General features: G+C 43.0%; 15 protein-coding genes and 1 other annotated feature. Of the genes, 12 read left to right on the top strand and 3 right to left on the bottom strand.

What is annotated here, in order from left to right; all coding sequences use genetic code 11:
- The first annotated feature begins 26 nt into the window (after positions 1-26).
- The 3 genes from Dia5BBH33_RS03775 (at position 27) to Dia5BBH33_RS03785 (ending at position 4,818) form a co-directional block, all read left to right on the top strand.
- Positions 27-1,055, top strand: a complete 1,029-nt coding sequence (locus Dia5BBH33_RS03775; RefSeq protein WP_108849796.1) for an ATP-binding protein — start codon at positions 27-29, stop codon at positions 1,053-1,055.
- 28 nt (positions 1,056-1,083) lie between these two features.
- Positions 1,084-2,949, top strand: a complete 1,866-nt coding sequence (locus Dia5BBH33_RS03780) for a VWA domain-containing protein (protein WP_232518082.1) — start codon at positions 1,084-1,086, stop codon at positions 2,947-2,949.
- Positions 2,950-3,108: 159 nt separating this feature from the next.
- Positions 3,109-4,818, top strand: a complete 1,710-nt coding sequence (locus Dia5BBH33_RS03785; RefSeq protein WP_232518083.1) for an ABC transporter ATP-binding protein — start codon at positions 3,109-3,111, stop codon at positions 4,816-4,818.
- A 67-nt stretch (positions 4,819-4,885) separates the two neighbouring features.
- Here Dia5BBH33_RS03785 and galU read toward each other — a convergent pair whose 3' ends face one another.
- Positions 4,886-5,770, bottom strand: coding sequence for a UTP--glucose-1-phosphate uridylyltransferase GalU (gene galU, locus Dia5BBH33_RS03790; protein WP_022382203.1), 885 nt, complete (start codon positions 5,768-5,770; stop codon positions 4,886-4,888).
- 265 nt (positions 5,771-6,035) lie between these two features.
- On the opposite strand from galU, the gene Dia5BBH33_RS03795 reads away from it, so the two are divergent.
- The 8 genes from Dia5BBH33_RS03795 (at position 6,036) to rplT (ending at position 12,354) form a co-directional block, all read left to right on the top strand.
- Positions 6,036-6,788 (top strand): amino acid ABC transporter ATP-binding protein, encoded by a 753-nt coding sequence (locus Dia5BBH33_RS03795; RefSeq protein ID WP_269459737.1) that lies wholly within the window; start codon positions 6,036-6,038, stop codon positions 6,786-6,788.
- A gap of 14 nt (positions 6,789-6,802) precedes the next feature.
- Positions 6,803-7,495, top strand: a complete 693-nt coding sequence (locus tag Dia5BBH33_RS03800; protein WP_022382201.1) for an amino acid ABC transporter permease — start codon at positions 6,803-6,805, stop codon at positions 7,493-7,495.
- Between the two features lie 276 nt (positions 7,496-7,771).
- Positions 7,772-8,401, top strand: a complete 630-nt coding sequence (locus Dia5BBH33_RS03805; protein WP_108850889.1) for an MgtC/SapB family protein — start codon at positions 7,772-7,774, stop codon at positions 8,399-8,401.
- Positions 8,402-8,753: 352 nt separating this feature from the next.
- Positions 8,754-10,661: a threonine--tRNA ligase gene (thrS, locus tag Dia5BBH33_RS03810; protein WP_143332409.1), complete on the top strand. Its 1,908-nt coding sequence runs from the start codon at positions 8,754-8,756 to the stop codon at positions 10,659-10,661.
- 2 nt (positions 10,662-10,663) lie between these two features.
- On the top strand, positions 10,664-11,107 hold the full coding sequence (locus tag Dia5BBH33_RS03815) for a HutP family protein (protein WP_108849794.1): 444 nt from the start codon (positions 10,664-10,666) through the stop codon (positions 11,105-11,107).
- Positions 11,108-11,127: 20 nt separating this feature from the next.
- Positions 11,128-11,237: a sequence feature (ribosomal protein L20 leader region), on the top strand.
- A 15-nt stretch (positions 11,238-11,252) separates the two neighbouring features.
- Complete coding sequence (gene infC, locus Dia5BBH33_RS03820) at positions 11,253-11,771, top strand: translation initiation factor IF-3 (protein WP_022382197.1); 519 nt, start codon at positions 11,253-11,255, stop codon at positions 11,769-11,771.
- A 16-nt stretch (positions 11,772-11,787) separates the two neighbouring features.
- Complete coding sequence (gene rpmI, locus Dia5BBH33_RS03825; protein WP_022382196.1) at positions 11,788-11,985, top strand: 50S ribosomal protein L35; 198 nt, start codon at positions 11,788-11,790, stop codon at positions 11,983-11,985.
- Positions 11,986-12,003: 18 nt separating this feature from the next.
- Positions 12,004-12,354 (top strand): 50S ribosomal protein L20, encoded by a 351-nt coding sequence (gene rplT, locus Dia5BBH33_RS03830; RefSeq protein ID WP_022382195.1) that lies wholly within the window; start codon positions 12,004-12,006, stop codon positions 12,352-12,354.
- Positions 12,355-12,592: 238 nt separating this feature from the next.
- On the opposite strand, the gene Dia5BBH33_RS03835 is transcribed toward rplT, so the two are convergent.
- Together Dia5BBH33_RS03835 and fba are read right to left on the bottom strand one after the other, a co-directional pair.
- A complete protein-coding gene (locus Dia5BBH33_RS03835) occupies positions 12,593-14,170 on the bottom strand; it encodes an IS1182 family transposase (protein ID WP_143332102.1) in 1,578 nt (525 codons plus the stop codon).
- Between the two features lie 112 nt (positions 14,171-14,282).
- Complete coding sequence (gene fba / locus Dia5BBH33_RS03840; protein ID WP_022381637.1) at positions 14,283-15,215, bottom strand: class II fructose-1,6-bisphosphate aldolase; 933 nt, start codon at positions 15,213-15,215, stop codon at positions 14,283-14,285.
- 380 nt (positions 15,216-15,595) lie between these two features.
- On the opposite strand from fba, the gene Dia5BBH33_RS03845 reads away from it, so the two are divergent.
- Positions 15,596-16,936: an ISL3 family transposase gene (locus Dia5BBH33_RS03845; protein ID WP_143332410.1), complete on the top strand. Its 1,341-nt coding sequence runs from the start codon at positions 15,596-15,598 to the stop codon at positions 16,934-16,936.
- Positions 16,937-17,038 lie beyond the last annotated feature (102 nt).

The following is a 17,038-nucleotide window of genomic DNA, read 5'->3' on the forward strand; positions in this document are numbered from 1 at the left end:
TTAATCATTTACTGATAGGAGTCAATATGAAAAGAAGAGATGTATTTCCTTTTACCGCAATTATCGGACAGGATATGATGAAGCTGGCTTTGGAACTGAATGTGATTAATCCAAGATTGGGAGGAGTGCTGATCCAGGGAGAAAAGGGGACTGCCAAATCTACTGCAGTCAGGGCTCTGGCGGACCTTCTGCCTCCCAGAAAGTGCATAGACGGATGCCGCTATCATGACGATCCTAATGACAAATCCAATTGGTGTGATGAATGCAGTGAAAAATATAAGGATGTGGAACCACCGGTAAAGCTCCAGTCCATGAAAGTAATCGAACTTCCGGTGAGTGCTACTGAAGACAGAGTTGTTGGGACATTGGACATTGAAGCAGCTATAAAGACAGGAAACAAATCATTCGAGCCCGGGATTCTGGCTGATGCCAACCGGAATATCCTGTATGTCGATGAGATAAATCTGCTGGATGACCATATTGTAGATGTTCTTCTTGACTCCGCAGCAATGGGAATCAATACAATCGAAAGAGAAGGCATTTCCTATTCCCATCCTGCGCGTTTCTCTCTGGTCGGGACAATGAATCCGGAAGAGGGGGATATTCGTCCGCAGCTTCTCGATCGATTTGCCCTGTCGGTAAAAGTAACAGGGGAACAGGATCCTGAGAAGAGAGCCGAAATTATAAAAAGGCGCCTTTCTTACGAAACCGATCCGGAAGAGTTCGTCAATCAGTGGAAGGATGAGCAGGAAAAGGAAGTCAGCCGTATAGAGCGTGCTATGGATCTTCTGCCGCGTATTTCTATTTCAGACGACATGCTCCTGATCGCAGCGAAGATCGCAATTATTCTAAAGGTCGATGGACACAGAGCTGATATTACATTGATAAAAACTGCTGAAACCATAGCTGCTTTGGAAGGGCATCTTGAAGTTTCCAAAGAAGATATTAGAAAAGCTTCACGCTTAGCATTGCCGCACCGTATGAGGAGACGCCCGTTTGAAGAACAGGAGCTTGATTGGTCAGAAGTAGATAAGGTCATTGATGATGAAGCGTAATGTATATCCTTTTTCCGCCATAACAGGTATGGAGAAGGCTAAAAAGGCTATTTTGATTAATCTGGTGAATCCTCATGCGGGAGGCCTCATTATATCCGGTAAGAGCGGGTCGGGAAAATCAACTTTGGTACGCGGGGCAAGAGATTTGATTGATGATCCATGGGTCGAACTGCCTGTCAGTGTAACGGAAGACCGCCTCCTGGGATCTATAGATACAGAAAAGGCGGTTAAGACAGGAGAACGGACTCTTCTTCCGGGACTCGTTGATGAAGCCAATGAGGGGATTCTATACATAGATGATGTGAATCTCCTGCAGTCTGATTTATTGTCAATTGTTTTGGATATTCAGCAGAATGGCAGTTACAAACTGGAACGGGACGGACTGTCTGTAGAGAGGAAGTCCCGCTTTACCATCTTGTCGGTAATGAATCCTGACGGCGGATCGCTCCCTTCATCAGCCCTGGACCGATTCGGACTTTTTGTAAATATAGAAGGCACGGAAGGTATCAAGGACCGGGAAGAGATTATCCGGCGCGTTCTTGCATACGAGAATGATGGAATCGGATTCAGAAATAAATGGGCTGATGCAAACTCCGTATTAAGGGAAAAAATCAGGAATGCAAGGGAAATCCTGCCTGAAGTAGAGTGTCCGGATGCCATGATCCAGCTTGCTGCGGTATATTCCCTGAAAGCAAATGTTTCAGGTCATAGAGCCGATATCTATCTGATCGAAGCTGCCAAAGCGATTGCTGCCTTATATAATCGCATGTTCATTATGCCGAAAGATATTGAAGAAGCTGCTGAATTTGTCCTGCCCCACAGGATGAGAAAACCTGATACGGAGAGGAACAATACTCCGCAGACTGAGCAGAACAAAGAGCAGGAGCAGGAAAAAAAGGACAAGCCTGAAAATAATGAACAGCAGGCTCCGAAGAATGAGGATTTAAGACCAGCGCAGTTAAATGACACGCAGGATGAATCAAATGATGACAGTGAACCGGAAGATAATACGGAAAATGCCCCTGCTCCCCGGGAAGATCAGGTCGATCAGGCGGATTTAAGTGTAGTACTGCCTCCTATGTGGATTCAGCCCCAGAGATTGAGGCTTAAGAAAAGCGGGGATGGAAAACGTGAATTCGTACTGACAGACAAGAAACAGGGAAGATATGTAAAGTCGAAGCTTCCCAGGGAAAAAGTGTCAGACATTGCATTTGACGCTACACTTAGAGCAGCTGCGCCTTACCAAAAAGCCCGTCATTTATTAAATAAGGATCTGGCATTTGTCATCAAGAGCAGGGATCTTAGAGACAAGGTAAGAGAAAAACGTACGGGACATGTCTTTTTATTCGTTGTTGATGCCAGCGGATCAATGGGTGCTAAAAAGCGGATGAGCATAGTCAAGGGCGTTATTTTCAAAATGCTCCTTGAGGCCTATCAGAAAAGAGACAGGGTAGGCATGATAGCCTTCAGAAAGAAGAAAGCCGAAGTCCTTCTTCCAATAACAAGAAGTGTCGAATTTGCACAGAAAAAGCTGGCGGACCTTCCTACCGGCGGAAAGACCCCTCTGGCAAGCGGTCTCCGGAAAGCGGAGGACGTGCTCGATATGCTTTACCGTCAGGAACCAACTCAGGAACCGGTTGTCATTCTTATAACTGATGGACGAGCCACGGCTGGCTCAAATCCTGATTCGGATCCTGTAGCAGATGCTTTAAGAGAAGGAGCCCGCCTGAGAAGAAGAAATCTGCCAATTGCAGTCATAGATACGGAAAGCGGATATATCAGGCTGGGACTGGCAGAAAAATTAGCAGATATTATGGGAGCATCTTATTTCCATGTAGATAAACTATCCGAAGATTCCCTGCTGCATATCTGGAGAACGACGACAGAGGATTAATCATTTAAAGATTTTCTAACATGATGGTATAATTTTAGAAGCATAGATAAATTCCGTTTTATTTAAGGGAGGCACAGGCAGGCTTTATTCCTGAAATCATATAAAGCTCCAGAGGTATATTTTATGGTAAAAAGTTTTCTGAAGTATTATAAGCCTTACATGACAATACTCATTGGCGTCATTATCGGTACATTTGTCATGGCCGGTCTTGATCTTATCTTTCCTATTGTTGTCAGATACTTGATTAATGAGATACTGCCGTCAAAGAATATGCACCAGCTGTTCATAGGATCAGGGGTATTGCTCTTTTTATATATTGTTAATTTTATCGTGCAGTATGCAGTGCAGTATTATGGGCATATTATGAGTGCTTCCATAGAGCACGATATGAGATCGGAATTATTCAGGCACATAGAAAAGCTCTCTTTCCACTACTTTGATAATGAGAAGACGGGACAGCTTCTTTCAAGAATTACAAGTGATGTAACGGAAATCAGCGATCTGGCATTCAGAGGACCTAATGACGTGCTTCTTTGCGGTGTCATAATGGCAGGAACTTTAATAGTCATGCTGCTTATGAACTGGAAACTTGCGATTATTATTGGTACATTGCTGATTGCCAAGAGTATTCACACAGTAAAAGTAAACCGTGCTATGAAAAAATCATTCCGGAAAAACCGTGTGAAAGCCGGAGAAGTGAGTGCTCGCGCAGAAGAGAGCCTTTCTGGTATCCGTCTGGTTAAAGCTTTTGCCCAAGAAGGGTTCGAGTTAAAACGTTTTATAGATAAAAGCAGGGAATTAAGAGATACAAAATTTGAATCATACCGTCTTGTTGCTTATTTTTCCAGCGGCATTAATTTCTTTACCAATATCATTAACGTTGTCGTTTTATTAGGCGGCGGGATGATGATTGCCGGCGGGACCTTGACGGTCAGCGATTTTGTCGCATTCCTGCTTTATGTCAATATCTTCATGCGCCCTGTATTCCGTCTGACAATTCTTGCTGAAGTTTATCAGCGGGGGATGGCAGGCTTCCATCGATTTGAGGAAATTATGAAGACAGAGCCGCTGATTAAGGACAGCAGAGAACCGGCCAGTGTAAAAGATATCCGAGGAGATATCGTGTTCGAAAATTTGTCATTTGGATATGATCCAAATCATCTCGTCCTGCATGACCTCAATCTCTCTATTCCGGCAGGCCAGACGGTCGCTTTTGTCGGAGAAACCGGGGCAGGGAAAAGTACTCTTGTAAACCTGCTGCTCAGATTTTATGAACCGACAAAAGGGCGTATTACACTGGATGGAAAGAATCTCAAGGATTTCCGGCAGCAGGATTTAAGGCGGCAGATTGGGATTGTGCAACAGGATGTATTCCTGTTCAGTGACTCGATTGCAGAGAATATCAGCTATGGCAAGGAAAATGCAACAAATGAGGAAATCGAAGAAGCAGCCAGACTTGCCGCTGCAGACAGCTTCATCAACAACCTTCCTGAAGGCTATCACACAAAAGTTGGTGAACGCGGCGTCAAGCTTTCTGGCGGGCAGAAGCAGAGAATTGCAATTGCACGTGTCTTTCTGAAGAATCCGCCTGTTGTTGTTCTTGATGAAGCAACATCCGCACTGGATACGCAGACGGAGAAAGTAATCAAGGAAGCACTCGACAGGCTCGCTGCTGATAGAACAACAATTATTATTGCACATCGTCTTTCTACCGTAAGGAATGCAGACTGCATCTGTGTTCTTGATCATGGAAAGATTATAGAAAAAGGAACCCATGATGAACTGATTGCCGGAAAGGGAAAGTACTTTGAACTTTATCAGGCCCAGCAGAAAAAAATCCGCCATGAGGAACCTTTTGAAGAGGCATAAGCATTTAACAGGAAATTTGAACAATAAAGAGGAGCCGGCTCAACCGGCTCCTCTTTATTGCTGAATGTTAAATTTTATTATCCATGAGCAATGACTTCAGATATTGACGGAATTCAGGACCGATATCGTCCCTTCTCAGGGCAAATTCCACGGTTGCCTTTAGATATCCAAGCTTATTCCCGGTATCATAGCGCTTTCCTTTAAAGTTATAAGCATAGACGTTTCCGTTTTTGGCCATGACACGCAGGGCATCTGTCAACTGAATTTCCCCGCCTTTTCCGGGCTTGGTCTGCTCCAGGATTTTGAAAACTTCAGGAGTGATGACATAACGGCCCAGTGCAGCAAATCTGCTGGGAGCTTCCTCAATGGAAGGCTTTTCAATCATATTCTTAACCTTGAGGAGATCGGGATTTTCTGTTGGCGTTCCGTTGATAATGCCATAGGAAGATACCTGCTCCGGACGTACGAGCTGGCAGCCGATGATCGTTCCGCCTGTTTTGTCATATTGGGAAATTAATTGCTTAAGTGCAGGTTCGCCGGAACCATTATAGACAACATCGTCGCCTAAAATGACACCGAATGGTTCCCCGTCCATAAATTCTTTAGCGCAGAGAATCGCGTCTCCAAGACCCCGCATATATTGCTGGCGTGTGTAATGAATCTTAACGGAAGCAACCTGACGGACTTCTTTCAATAAATCCATCTTTCCGGATTCATAGAGATGCTGTTCAAGTTCAGGAGAAGAATCAAAATGGTCCTCAATAGCTCTTTTGGCATGTCCCGAAATGATCAAAATCTGTTCAATACCGCTGGCCTTTATTTCCTCAACGATATATTGAATGGTCGGTTTATCAACGATAGGAAGCATTTCCTTAGGCATCGCTTTCGTTTCCGGAAGGAAGCGTGTCCCGAATCCTGCTGCAGGAATGACAGCTTTTCTGATTTTTTGCATAACTTTTCACCTCAAATAGTTTAGAGACTCCTGCTGTTTGAAGAGTCTGGAACCTGAAACTATATTTATGTCTTATTCAATTAGTATAGCATAATCGGTTTTATTTTGAATTTAAGGATTTGATCCAGGTCTTTCTTAAACATCCAGTTCATAAAATCTTGGCTTTAAAAGATGAAAAATAATAATTTATACGATTTATGCAGAATTTAATTGACTTAATTGTATAATTATGCTATATTCAGATGCATAGAAAGGCGTGAGAATAATGACTGATAAAAAGCAGATTATATACGAAGTCAAGCACCTGCAAAAATCTTTCGGCAATGTCGAAGTACTCAAGGATATAAATATGAAAATAGAGAACGGGGAAGTTTGTACGATCATAGGACCGTCCGGATCCGGGAAAAGTACGCTTCTTCGCTGCCTGAATTTACTTGAAAAGCCGACAGGCGGTGAGCTTTGGTTTGAAGGCAAGAGGGTCAATGAAAAGACGGATGTCAAAATGCTGAGAAGAGATGTCGGCATGGTATTCCAGTCATTCAATCTTTTCCCTATGTTTACAGCGCTTGAGAATGTTATGTATGCGCCAATCCATATAAAAAAGATGCCCAAAAGCCAGGCTCGTGAAGAGGGGATGGAACTGTTGGCCAAAGTCGGTCTGGAAAACAGAGCTGATTATTATCCGGGAGAGCTTTCCGGAGGTCAGCAGCAGCGTGTCGCTATTGCACGCGCTCTTGCGATGAAACCTAAGATGCTTTTATTTGATGAACCGACATCCGCTTTGGATCCTGAACTGGTAGGGGACGTTCTTTCAGTTATGAAAGAGGTAGCCCTGGCTGGAATGACGATGGCAGTTGTTACACATGAAATGCAGTTTGCAAGATCCGTTTCCAACCATGTTGTTTTTATGGATCAGGGGTATATCGTAGAAGAAGGAAATCCGGAGGATATATTTACTCATCCGAAGGAAGAAAGAACGCAGACATTCCTTAAACGGTTGCTGCATGCAGATATATAGGAGATGACATTATTATGGATTTGGTAATTGATACAGCGGTTAAATATAATGACATCTTTATGTCCGGCGCTAAAATTACGATTATTATTTCATTGCTTTCCTGCTTTTTCGGCCTTTTACTGGGGATTATTCTTGCATTCATGAAAATCTCCGGCATTAAAATTCTGCAGGCAATTGCTACTGTTTATGTTGAAATTATCAGAGGTACGCCAGTACTCGTACAGATTTCGCTCGTGTTCTTCGGGCTTCCATTCCTTGGAATCCATTTCCCGAGTTTCCAGATCTTAGGCGTTGATTTTGAACGCTTGTCTGCAGGTGTGTTGGCGCTTATTATCAATTCCGGGGCTTATGAATGTGAAATTGTAAGATCGGGCATTCAGTCGATTCCTAAGGGGCAGCTCGAAGGGGCAATGTCGCTCGGGTTTTCCAAATGGGAATCAATGATCCGGATTATCATCCCGCAGGCGATTCGTAATATTCTTCCGGTCATCGGCAATGAATTTGTTACACTTATCAAGGAATCCTCTCAGGTTTCCGTCATCGGTATGGCAGATCTGATGTATACGGCTACCACGATTCAGGGAATCAGCTTCCAGCCGTTCCCGCCGCTGGTTATCGTTGCATTGTATTACTTCATCATGACATTCTTCGTATCTATGTGTCTTAAGGTTCTTGAAAGACGTTTAAAGGTTAAGAGCGTCAGGTAATTGAGTTTAAAACTTCTATCTGGAAGGATTCATATTCCGGATAGAAGCTTTTTAATTAGGATGAAATTTTCAGGCATATGCTAAAAGCACCCGGCATTAAAGGAATAAATAAAAAATGTAATATTTTAAAACGTTTTCATGGAGTTGAGTGTTATTATATTTATAGGGAAAAGAATTGGAATTTGTATTTCAATGTGAGTTGAGGTGGTGGCTTTGGATACATTAGATGCTCTTTTTAAGGAATGGAGCATTGGGGGAATATGTTTTCGCCTGCTGATGGCGACTGTGGCTGGCGTTATCATAGGAATGGACAGAGAATATAAAAATAAGGGCGCCGGTGTAAAAACCCACGCGCTTGTCTCTATCGGAGCCGCTATGGCAATGATATTAAATGAGTATGTTTTGCGAAATTATCCTGCATCCAATACAGATCTGACACGTCTGGGAGCGCAGGTTATCAGCGGAATCGGCTTTCTTGGTGTAGGTACGATTATTGTCACGGGCAGAAATGAAGTCAAAGGGCTGACAACGGCAGCCGGATTGTGGGCATGTGCCATCATAGGACTCTCAGCAGGCATCGGTTTCTTTGAGGGGACTATCATTGCACAGATTTTTGTAATCTTTGTATTAAGAGTGCTGGAGCCTGTAGATAAGCATCTGCGGACGCAGGCTAAGGATTTTGACCTGTATGTTGAGTTTAGCGATGTCCAGTCAATTAAAGCATTTCTGATGGACGTAAGGAAGAAGGGCGTGGAGATTACAAACTTCAATGTATTTAAAGAAAAGCATGGAGCGGCTGCTCTTGCCGCAACTATGACCATGAAGGTGCCGCATCATGGTGAGAAGGGGAAGTATATTTCCTATTTGCAGACCGTTGAGGGAATCTCCTATGTTCATGAAATTTGAAATGTTTTAAATTTCTGCCGGAATTACAATTAAGTTCTGCTAATTTCTTGACAAACTAATTTTATAAGGTTATAGTGTTTATATTAAATGTAGTGCAAGAGACATGACATTTCAGACAGGCATGCCAAGAGAGTCTATGGCTGGTGTGAATAGACGATGCAGTCGATCTGTTACCACTCTTAAACAGAAAGATCTGAAATCTTTCCGGTGAACACCGTTATATGTCAGAGTGAAGCTTAGGCTTTAATTTGGGTGGAACCACGGAATATACCTTTCGTCCCTTACGGGACGGAAGTTTTTTGTTTTGTTGGATGTATCCCGAAACAGATTTTATAGAAAGGGTGAAATTGTTATGGTTACAATTCATTTGAAAGATGGAAAGGAAAAGCAGTTTGAAAGCAATGTTGCACTTTCCGAAGCTGCAAAAGCTATCTCCAACAGCTTGGGGAAAGAGGCCGTTGTAGCTAAAGTTGATGGCGAATTGACCGATCTTCGTGATCCGATCGTGGATGGGGCCACTGTGGAATTCTTCACAAAAAAGGATCCGGAAGGGCTTTTCACACTCAGACATACTGCAGCGCATGTAATGGCTCAAGCAATCCAGCATTTATATCCAGGCGTAAAATTTGCAATTGGCCCGGCTATTGATGATGGATTCTATTATGATATTGACTCTGAACATGTCTTCAGCCAGGAAGACTTTGATGCCATTGAAAGAGAAATGGCAAAGATCAGCAAGGAAAATATTCCGCTGGTAAAAAAGGTTTTGCCGAGAGCAGAAGCATTGGAATTCTTCAAAGAAAAGAATCAGGATTATAAAGTCATGCTGATTGAAGACCTTCCGGAGGATGCTGTCATTTCCTTATATGAACAGGGAGATTTCACAGACCTTTGCGCAGGCCCGCATATGAAAGCAACCGGCAAAGTCAAGGTATTTAAGCTGATGACCGTTGCAGGTGCTTACTGGCGCGGCGATGAACACAACAAGATGCTCCAGCGTATTTATGCGACTGCATTCTTCAACAAAGAAGATCTTGAACATTTCCTCTTTGTACGTGCAGAAGCAGAAAAACGTGATCATAGAAAACTCGGAAAACAGCTTGACCTCTTTTCCTTCCATGAAGAAGGACCTGGTTTCCCGTTCTTCCATCCAAAGGGAATGGTTCTCCGCAATCAGCTGATGGAATATGAAAGACAGCTGTTCAAGGAATTCGGCTATGTTGAAATCATGACACCAGTCATCCTCTCCAAGAAGCTGTGGATCCAGTCCGGCCATTGGGATCATTATAAAGAAAATATGTACTTCACCAAAATTGATGATGAAGACTATGCAATTAAGCCGATGAACTGCCCGGGAGGAATTCTTTACTTCAAGAGCCAGCAGCGTTCCTATCGTGATCTCCCGATGCGCGTCGGTGAATTCGGCCTTGTACACAGACACGAGCTGCACGGAGCCCTTCATGGATTATTCCGCGTCCGCTGCTTCACACAGGATGATGCGCATATCTTCATGACTCAGGATCAGATGAAGGAAGAAGTTATCAAGTGCATGTCTATGTATAAGAAGATGTATGGAGTTTTCGGCCTTGAATACCATGTAGAACTGTCCACCCGTCCTGAAAACTCAATGGGCAGTGATGAACTTTGGGAAATTTCGACAAATGCACTTCGTGAAGCTATCGAAATTGCCGGCGTTCCGTATCAGATCAATGAAGGCGACGGTGCATTCTATGGACCTAAGCTGGATTTCCATGTACAGGATTCCCTTGGAAGAACATGGCAGTGCGGCACGATCCAGATGGATATGCAGCTTCCGGAAAGATTCGACGTCAATTATGTCGGTGAAGATGGAAACAAACATCGTGCTGTCATGCTGCATCGTGCAGGATACGGCTCTCTTGAACGTTTCATCGGCATCCTGATTGAACATTATGCCGGCGCTTTCCCGACCTGGATTGCTCCTGTACAGGTTAAGGTTATCCCGGTAACTGAAAAGAATCTGGAATATGCAAAGGCTGTTGCAGACGCTATGTCTGAATCTGATATCCGTGTAGAAGTCGAAGAAGCCAATGAAACACTCGGATACAAGATCCGCAAGGCACAGATGGAAAAGGTTCCTTATATGCTGATTGTCGGCGACAAGGAAATGAAGTCTCATACAGTTTCGATCAGAAGCAGAAAAAATGGCGATGAAGGTTCTACGCCGGTTGCCATGTTTGTTGCCAATCTGATTCGTGAAATTAAAACCAGAGAAGGCTGATTATGTATAAAGAATTCCAGAGCGCTGATGTAGCCAGAGCAGCCATCAGGATGGCACTCTCTGAAAACAGAAGCGATGAAAACGAGCTTCGTGAAAAACTGGCAAAAAGTGGAATTCGTGCTGTTGCAGTCAACTTTGGCGGCAAGTTCCTGGATATCATCCCTAAAATTTATGAGTCTGCCATTGTTGCAGCCCAGCGTCAGCATGTTATCTCTGATACACATGTTGGCGATGGGTCCGTTGTCGGAGCCATGGAATCCGCTATCGAGCAGATCAAGCTTATGGCGATGGGGATGAACGTAGGCGGCAAGATTGGAATTGCCAGATGGAAGGAACATCTTTGTGTTGCTGTATTCGTTGAAGTAGGTGTTTTACATTTCAACGAAGTAACTTTAGGAATGGCACATAGAGTTCTTAGAAATGACTTGACAGATGAAGATGATTGAGGTATTATAGCAAAAGTGATTTATTAAAGCAGAAGTGATCCGCTTCTCACCTTACAAGGCTAAGAGCTACTAGGGTTTAAACAATGATTTAAAAGCGGACAGCTCATGCTGCCCGCTTTTATTATTTAATGATTTCATTTCGGGGGTGAAAAGAATAGGTAAGGAACTCAGTATCAATGAAGAAATACGAGCCAGAGAGGTTCGTGTTGTCAGCGATGCAAACGAACAGTTGGGGATCATGACGCTTCATGAAGCGATCAGTCTGGCTGAAGAAAAAGGCCTTGATCTCGTGGAAGTTGCTCCAAACGGGCATCCTCCAGTATGCCGTATTATGAATTATGGCAAATACAGATATGAACAGCAGAAACGTGATAAGGAAGCAAAAAAGAAACAGAAGGTTTTCCAGATAAAGGAAGTTAAGCTTCGTCCGAATATCGAAGACCATGATTTCTTTGTCAAATTAAAAAATGCACAACGCTTTTTGTTGGATGGTAATAAAGTCAAAGTTACCATTATGTTTCGGGGTAGAGAAATGACTCATCCTGAATTAGGTCAGGATGTTCTCGATCGCTTTGCAAAAGAGTTGGGAGACTCAATTGTTCGAGAAAAACCACCGAAAATGGAAGGGCGCAATATGACTATGATTATCGCCCCGAAAGCATAATAAAGGAGAGAATAAAATGCCGAAAATGAAAACCCGTCGCGCTGCGGCAAAACGTTTTACAGAAACCGGATCCGGTCAGTTCAAGAGAAATAAAGCTTTCAAGAGCCACATTCTCGAAAAGAAGTCCCCAAAGAGAAAGAGAAATTTCAGAAAAGCAGCACTGGTTTCTAAGTCTGATTACAAACGTGTAGCGAAACTGCTGCCGAACGGCTAATAAGGAGGATTTAAGAGAATGGCAAGAGTAAAAAGCGGCGTTACCGCACATGCAAGACATAAGAAAATTCTGAAACTGGCTAAGGGTTATAGAGGTGCACGTCATACTCAGTTCAGAAAAGCAAATGAACTGGTTATGAAGGCTCTCTACTATGCAAGAAGAGACCGCAGATCCAAGAAGAGAGAATTCCGTAAGCTTTGGATCGTTCGTATCAATGCAGCAGCTCGTCTCAACGGCCTGACCTACAGCAAACTGATTGCCGGACTTACAAAAGCTGGCATTGAAGTAAACCGCAAGATGCTGTCTGAACTCGCTATCAATGATCCTGCAGGCTTTGCAAAGATCTGCGATGCAGCTAAGAACGCTTAATTAGGACTGCTTCAAAACTTTGAACTAAAAAATCAGTTATCAATATCCGGGAAATCCTGGTATTGATAACTGATTTTTCATTATAGTATAAAAAAGGGGCTGTGACAAAATGGTTAATCATTTTGTTGCAGCCTCTTTTTTGCGTCTTTATTTCATCATTTTTAGCTCTGCTGTAAGCCTTTTACGTAAAAATGCGCGTAAGCCCCCTTACCCCCATAAGACTTTTAATTATATTGTCTTAGGCGGCAATCCTTATACGCATTATTTTTGTGATGTATTTCCTTAAATTATAGCCAAGTGCTACCAGGTATAACTCGGCTTTTACAGAATCTATCCCTTTTCTGACGATTCTTTTGTACCATCTGTCATGTTTCATGATTCCAAAAGTTCCTTCAGCCTGGATTGACCGGTTCATTCTTAGCAGGGCTCCATGGATGCTTTCCAGATTATCCTGAACCTCCTGGTACATGTTATTCCGTTCTCTGCTCAATGAGATTCTTTTGTTCTTCGGGGTCTTTTTACATTGCTCTGCCAGCGGGCATCCTTGGCAGTCTTCGCATTCAAATACTTCCTCCTGCCTGCCGTATAAGTTCCCTCTGACCAGATGTCTATAGATAAATTTGAAAGCCCTGTCATTTGGACAACGGATGGTTCCATTCTCATCAACTCTAAAGTTTATTGGCCGAAACGGATTGGTATGGTATTTCTTGTCTTTCGTTTCTTTCTTGTACATGGGGAATTTCATATACTTTTCCATACCGTGCTGCTCGCAATAGATGTAATTGTTGAAAGATCCATATCCTGCATCTGCCACAGGATACTTAGGATAAGCCCCATAGACTTCGTGGAATTCCTCCATCAGCGGTACGAAGCAATCCATATCTGAACGATACTGGTTAACATCAATTACGGCAATAAATTCATCGGCAACACCTATTTGGACATTGTATGCAGGCAGAAGCTGATCATTTCCCATGTAGTCCGACTTGATTCGCATGAATGTTGCATCCGTATCGGTCTTCGAATAACTGTTTCTGGAAGTACCGCATATCTGTATCTTCTCAACATATTCTTCAAGTTTTGATGTATATGCCTTAAGCTGCTCATACTTGCGTTGATGATCGGACTTGCGATGCCCGCTTCCATGAACAAAGGCCGTCTCATCAATCTGCCAGATTTCTTTTAATTTATCCAATACCAGACGCAGATAGTCCGGAGCGTATTCTGTATTGATGTTTACACTCATATGGTCATACTTAAGATCATCATTGAGTAACTCAAAAAGGCTGGTAATCTTGGCAAAAAGCTTGTAGCGGGATTTTTCAGCGGATTTCTTCCATACCCAGCTGTATTTATTTGCGTTCGCTTCAAACTTGGAACCGTCAATATATATATGCTGCAAATCCACGTTGAGTTTGCCGCAGAGTTCTTTCGTAATTGAATAAAAGATATCCTTGAGAGAATACTTAAGAAAGCCCTTCACGAAATGACAGAATGTCCGATAGGATGGGGCTTCATAATTCATCAGGTACATATATCTGATATTAACCCTGCAATTATCTTCAAGTTTTCTAAAAGAGCAATATCCTTCTTCTGCGAAACCATAGATGATCGTTTTCAGCATGTTGACGGGATTATACCTGGGTCTGCCAGCGCCACGCGTCGGTATGTAACGAAGGTACTTTTTAAGATCGATTTCCTCCATAAATCTGTCATACATTAAAACAGGATCATCGACATTGAGAATCTCAGAGGGAAACATTGGCAAAATGCCTTGTTCTGCGGTAAAATGATTGCTAGTGTTGTTATTTTTCATTGTAAAAAATTATAACACGAAAGGCTCTGCCCCGGACCAAATGATCCGGGGCAGAGCCCTTTTTGTTGGGATGAATTTTGTCACATCCCCTTTTTTATACTATAATCCTTGATTAAATCGTATTTGCGGAACCGAGGACAGCTTCAATCTTATGCATGACCATCTGTTTGACAGCTTCGCGTGCTGGTTTCAAGTATCCGCGCGGGTCAAAGTTGGATGGGTCTTCAGCAAGAGCTTTTCTGATGGCACTTGTCATCGCAAGACGAATGTCTGTGTCGATATTAATTTTGCATACAGCCATAGTCGCAGCTTTTCTCAGCATATCTTCAGGAACACCCTTGGCACCGAGTACTTTTCCGCCATAGGCATTGCACTGTTCAACAAATTCCGGAATAACGGTGGAAGCACCATGAAGAACGATCGGATAATCCGGCAGAAGTTTTCCAACCTTTTCCAGGCGGTCATAATCCAGATAGGGGTCGCCTTTGTATTTATAGGCGCCATGGCTTGTGCCGATGGCGATAGCAAGGGAATCGCAGCCAGTCAGTTCAACAAATTCTGCTGCCTGATCAGGATCAGTGAAGATTGCATCTTTTGCATCTACACTGACCAGGTCTTCTACTCCGGCCAGTCTTCCTAATTCTGCTTCAACCACAACACCTTTATCGTGAGCATATCCAACAATCTGTTTCGTGATTCTAACGTTTTCTTCATATGGGTGTTTTGAACCATCATACATGACGGAGGAGAATCCGCCATCAATGCAGGCTTTGCAGATTTCATAGGAAGAGCCATGGTCGAGATGAAGAGCAGTTGGGATTTCCGGATAATCCTGAAGAGCAATTTTTACAAGTCCTACAATATATTCCTGGCCTGCATAGTTGCGTGCACCTTCGGAAGCCTGAAGAATAACTGGTGAGTTCTCCTCTTTGGCTGCTTCCATGATTCCCTGAATAATTTCCATGTTGTTGACGTTGAAAGCGCCTATTGCATAGTGTCCTTCATACGCTTTTTTGAACATTTCAGTTGTTCCAACGAGCGGCATATTTGTTTCCTCCATTTCAAATAATGCAAGAATAATTCTATCAGTACATGACTTTCAGAAAAGTCATGTAATCATTCTTCTTTATTATACTGAAAGAATCAATAGATTTCCATGGGATTTAAATAAAGATATGAAATGTTGAGCGCCCTAAATCTGCCTTCCTTACAGCGTCTGGGGGATTACTGTAATTGGAACTGGAAAAATACATCCGGAAAGATATTCGTTATTTTTATCGTTCAGCTGATGCTTAGGACCAGAATATTTTGGTTCTTCACGCTTTCTTGTGGGATAAAAATAATAACATATAAAATTGGCATTGAAAAAGAGCATTATCTACTCCAAAATGTAAGTTGCCTAAAACTACGCACGGAGGTCGAATAATGCTCTTTTATTACCATAATGAAATCACTTTTAATTGTCAATATTATCGCACAGAAAATATCACTAACCATCCAAATCCTCATTGCCATACCCGAGTTACCAGTCTACGGACTGCCAGAGATTTTTCCTGTCCGCACTGTCACTCCCGTATGTATAGTTATGGGGCTTTTTCTGTACTCATCAAGGATTTTCCAGATCTTCCTAAGCAAAAGAAGTATATAGAGTTCTCGGGGCACAGATTCCGCTGCACATCCTGCGGGGAGACCATAACGGAAGATATCCCCTGCCAATGCCCTTTCACACGCGTTACTTGGGATATGGCCTTGTGGATTATCCATCTGCTTAAGTGTCATACATCCATTTCTGCCATTTCGGCCATGCTCTCTGTACATTGGAGTACCATACAGAAAATACAAAAGCATATCATGGATAAGGCGTTGGCTGCCTTTGAAACCTGCCTGAAGAAAAGTAACTATCGCCCACGGTATTTGGCCGTAGATGAGTTCGCTATCCATAAGGGCCATCGCTATGCCACCTGCGTTATGGATTTGGAAACGGGATTCATCTTGTGGGCCGGCCTGGGTCGCTCCATGGCAGATTTTGAGCACTTCTTTAAGAGCATTGGCCTTTCGCTTCTTTCCAGGCTAAAAGCGGTGGCCATGGATATGAACGCATCCTTTAACAGGCTGTTCCAGAAATATTGTCCGAAGGTCCCCATCGTTTATGACCGGTACCATATGCAGGCACAGTTTGGGCGTGATGTTATGGGAGCCGTGCGCCTGGAGGAAGCACAAAAGCATAGGCAGGAAGCAGAAGCATTAAAGGAATATACGAAAGAAACTAATAATCCAGAGCTCCAGAAGATGGCCAGGGAAAAGAGCCATGAAGAAAGGAAGCTTTATACCGAATTAAAGAAATCCCGATGGATACTGTTAAAGAAGGACGACCACCTGAATGAAAGGCAGAAAACTCATCTGTTGGATATCCTGAGCGAGCATAGGGATTTGGCGATTTGTTATGCCATGAAGCAGGAGATGACTCGTCTGTTCACATTGACTGACTATGAAGAAGCTCTCGCCGGATGGACAAAATGGATTCAGGCTGGACTGGAGAGCGGGATTCCTGCCCTGGTAAAGTTTGCCCGGCAAAAGCAGAAGCGAATCAAGGGACTGGCTGCTCATGCCCTGTATCCTATCAATACGGGGAAGCTTGAAGGATTCAATAATAAGATCAAGGTACTAAAAAGAATCGGATATGGGTACCGAAACATGGATTATTTCTTTACCCTTATCCGATTCCATTCTTTACCTAAAAATTATTCATCCCCCCAATTTCCGTGAAGAGCCAATATTTTAGCATTTTGATAGAAAAAAGAAGTTAATTTATATAAATGATAGCAAATATTAAAAGTTGCCAATGCATGAGAAAAGATTTAGAATTTA

The organism is Dialister hominis, from assembly GCF_007164725.1.
GTDB classification, from domain to species: Bacteria; Bacillota; Negativicutes; order Veillonellales; family Dialisteraceae; genus Dialister; species Dialister hominis.

Excerpts from the sequence above, each read along its gene's own strand:
- Dia5BBH33_RS03775 (WP_108849796.1), top strand. The coding sequence starts at position 27 with ATGAAAAGAAGAGATGTATTTCCTTTTACCGCAATTATCGGACAGGAT.
- Dia5BBH33_RS03845 (WP_143332410.1), top strand. The coding sequence starts at position 15,596 with ATGCTCTTTTATTACCATAATGAAATCACTTTTAATTGTCAATATTAT.
- Dia5BBH33_RS03795 (WP_269459737.1), top strand. The coding sequence starts at position 6,036 with ATGACTGATAAAAAGCAGATTATATACGAAGTCAAGCACCTGCAAAAA.
- rpmI (WP_022382196.1), top strand. The coding sequence starts at position 11,788 with ATGCCGAAAATGAAAACCCGTCGCGCTGCGGCAAAACGTTTTACAGAA.
- Dia5BBH33_RS03815 (WP_108849794.1), top strand. The coding sequence starts at position 10,664 with ATGTATAAAGAATTCCAGAGCGCTGATGTAGCCAGAGCAGCCATCAGG.
- thrS (WP_143332409.1), top strand. The coding sequence starts at position 8,754 with ATGGTTACAATTCATTTGAAAGATGGAAAGGAAAAGCAGTTTGAAAGC.
- Dia5BBH33_RS03805 (WP_108850889.1), top strand. The coding sequence starts at position 7,772 with ATGGCGACTGTGGCTGGCGTTATCATAGGAATGGACAGAGAATATAAA.
- Dia5BBH33_RS03780 (WP_232518082.1), top strand. The coding sequence starts at position 1,084 with ATGGAGAAGGCTAAAAAGGCTATTTTGATTAATCTGGTGAATCCTCAT.
- rplT (WP_022382195.1), top strand. The coding sequence starts at position 12,004 with ATGGCAAGAGTAAAAAGCGGCGTTACCGCACATGCAAGACATAAGAAA.
- Dia5BBH33_RS03785 (WP_232518083.1), top strand. The coding sequence starts at position 3,109 with ATGACAATACTCATTGGCGTCATTATCGGTACATTTGTCATGGCCGGT.
- Dia5BBH33_RS03835 (WP_143332102.1), bottom strand. The coding sequence starts at position 14,170 with ATGAAAAATAACAACACTAGCAATCATTTTACCGCAGAACAAGGCATT.
- galU (WP_022382203.1), bottom strand. The coding sequence starts at position 5,770 with ATGCAAAAAATCAGAAAAGCTGTCATTCCTGCAGCAGGATTCGGGACA.
- Dia5BBH33_RS03800 (WP_022382201.1), top strand. The coding sequence starts at position 6,803 with ATGGATTTGGTAATTGATACAGCGGTTAAATATAATGACATCTTTATG.
- fba (WP_022381637.1), bottom strand. The coding sequence starts at position 15,215 with ATGCCGCTCGTTGGAACAACTGAAATGTTCAAAAAAGCGTATGAAGGA.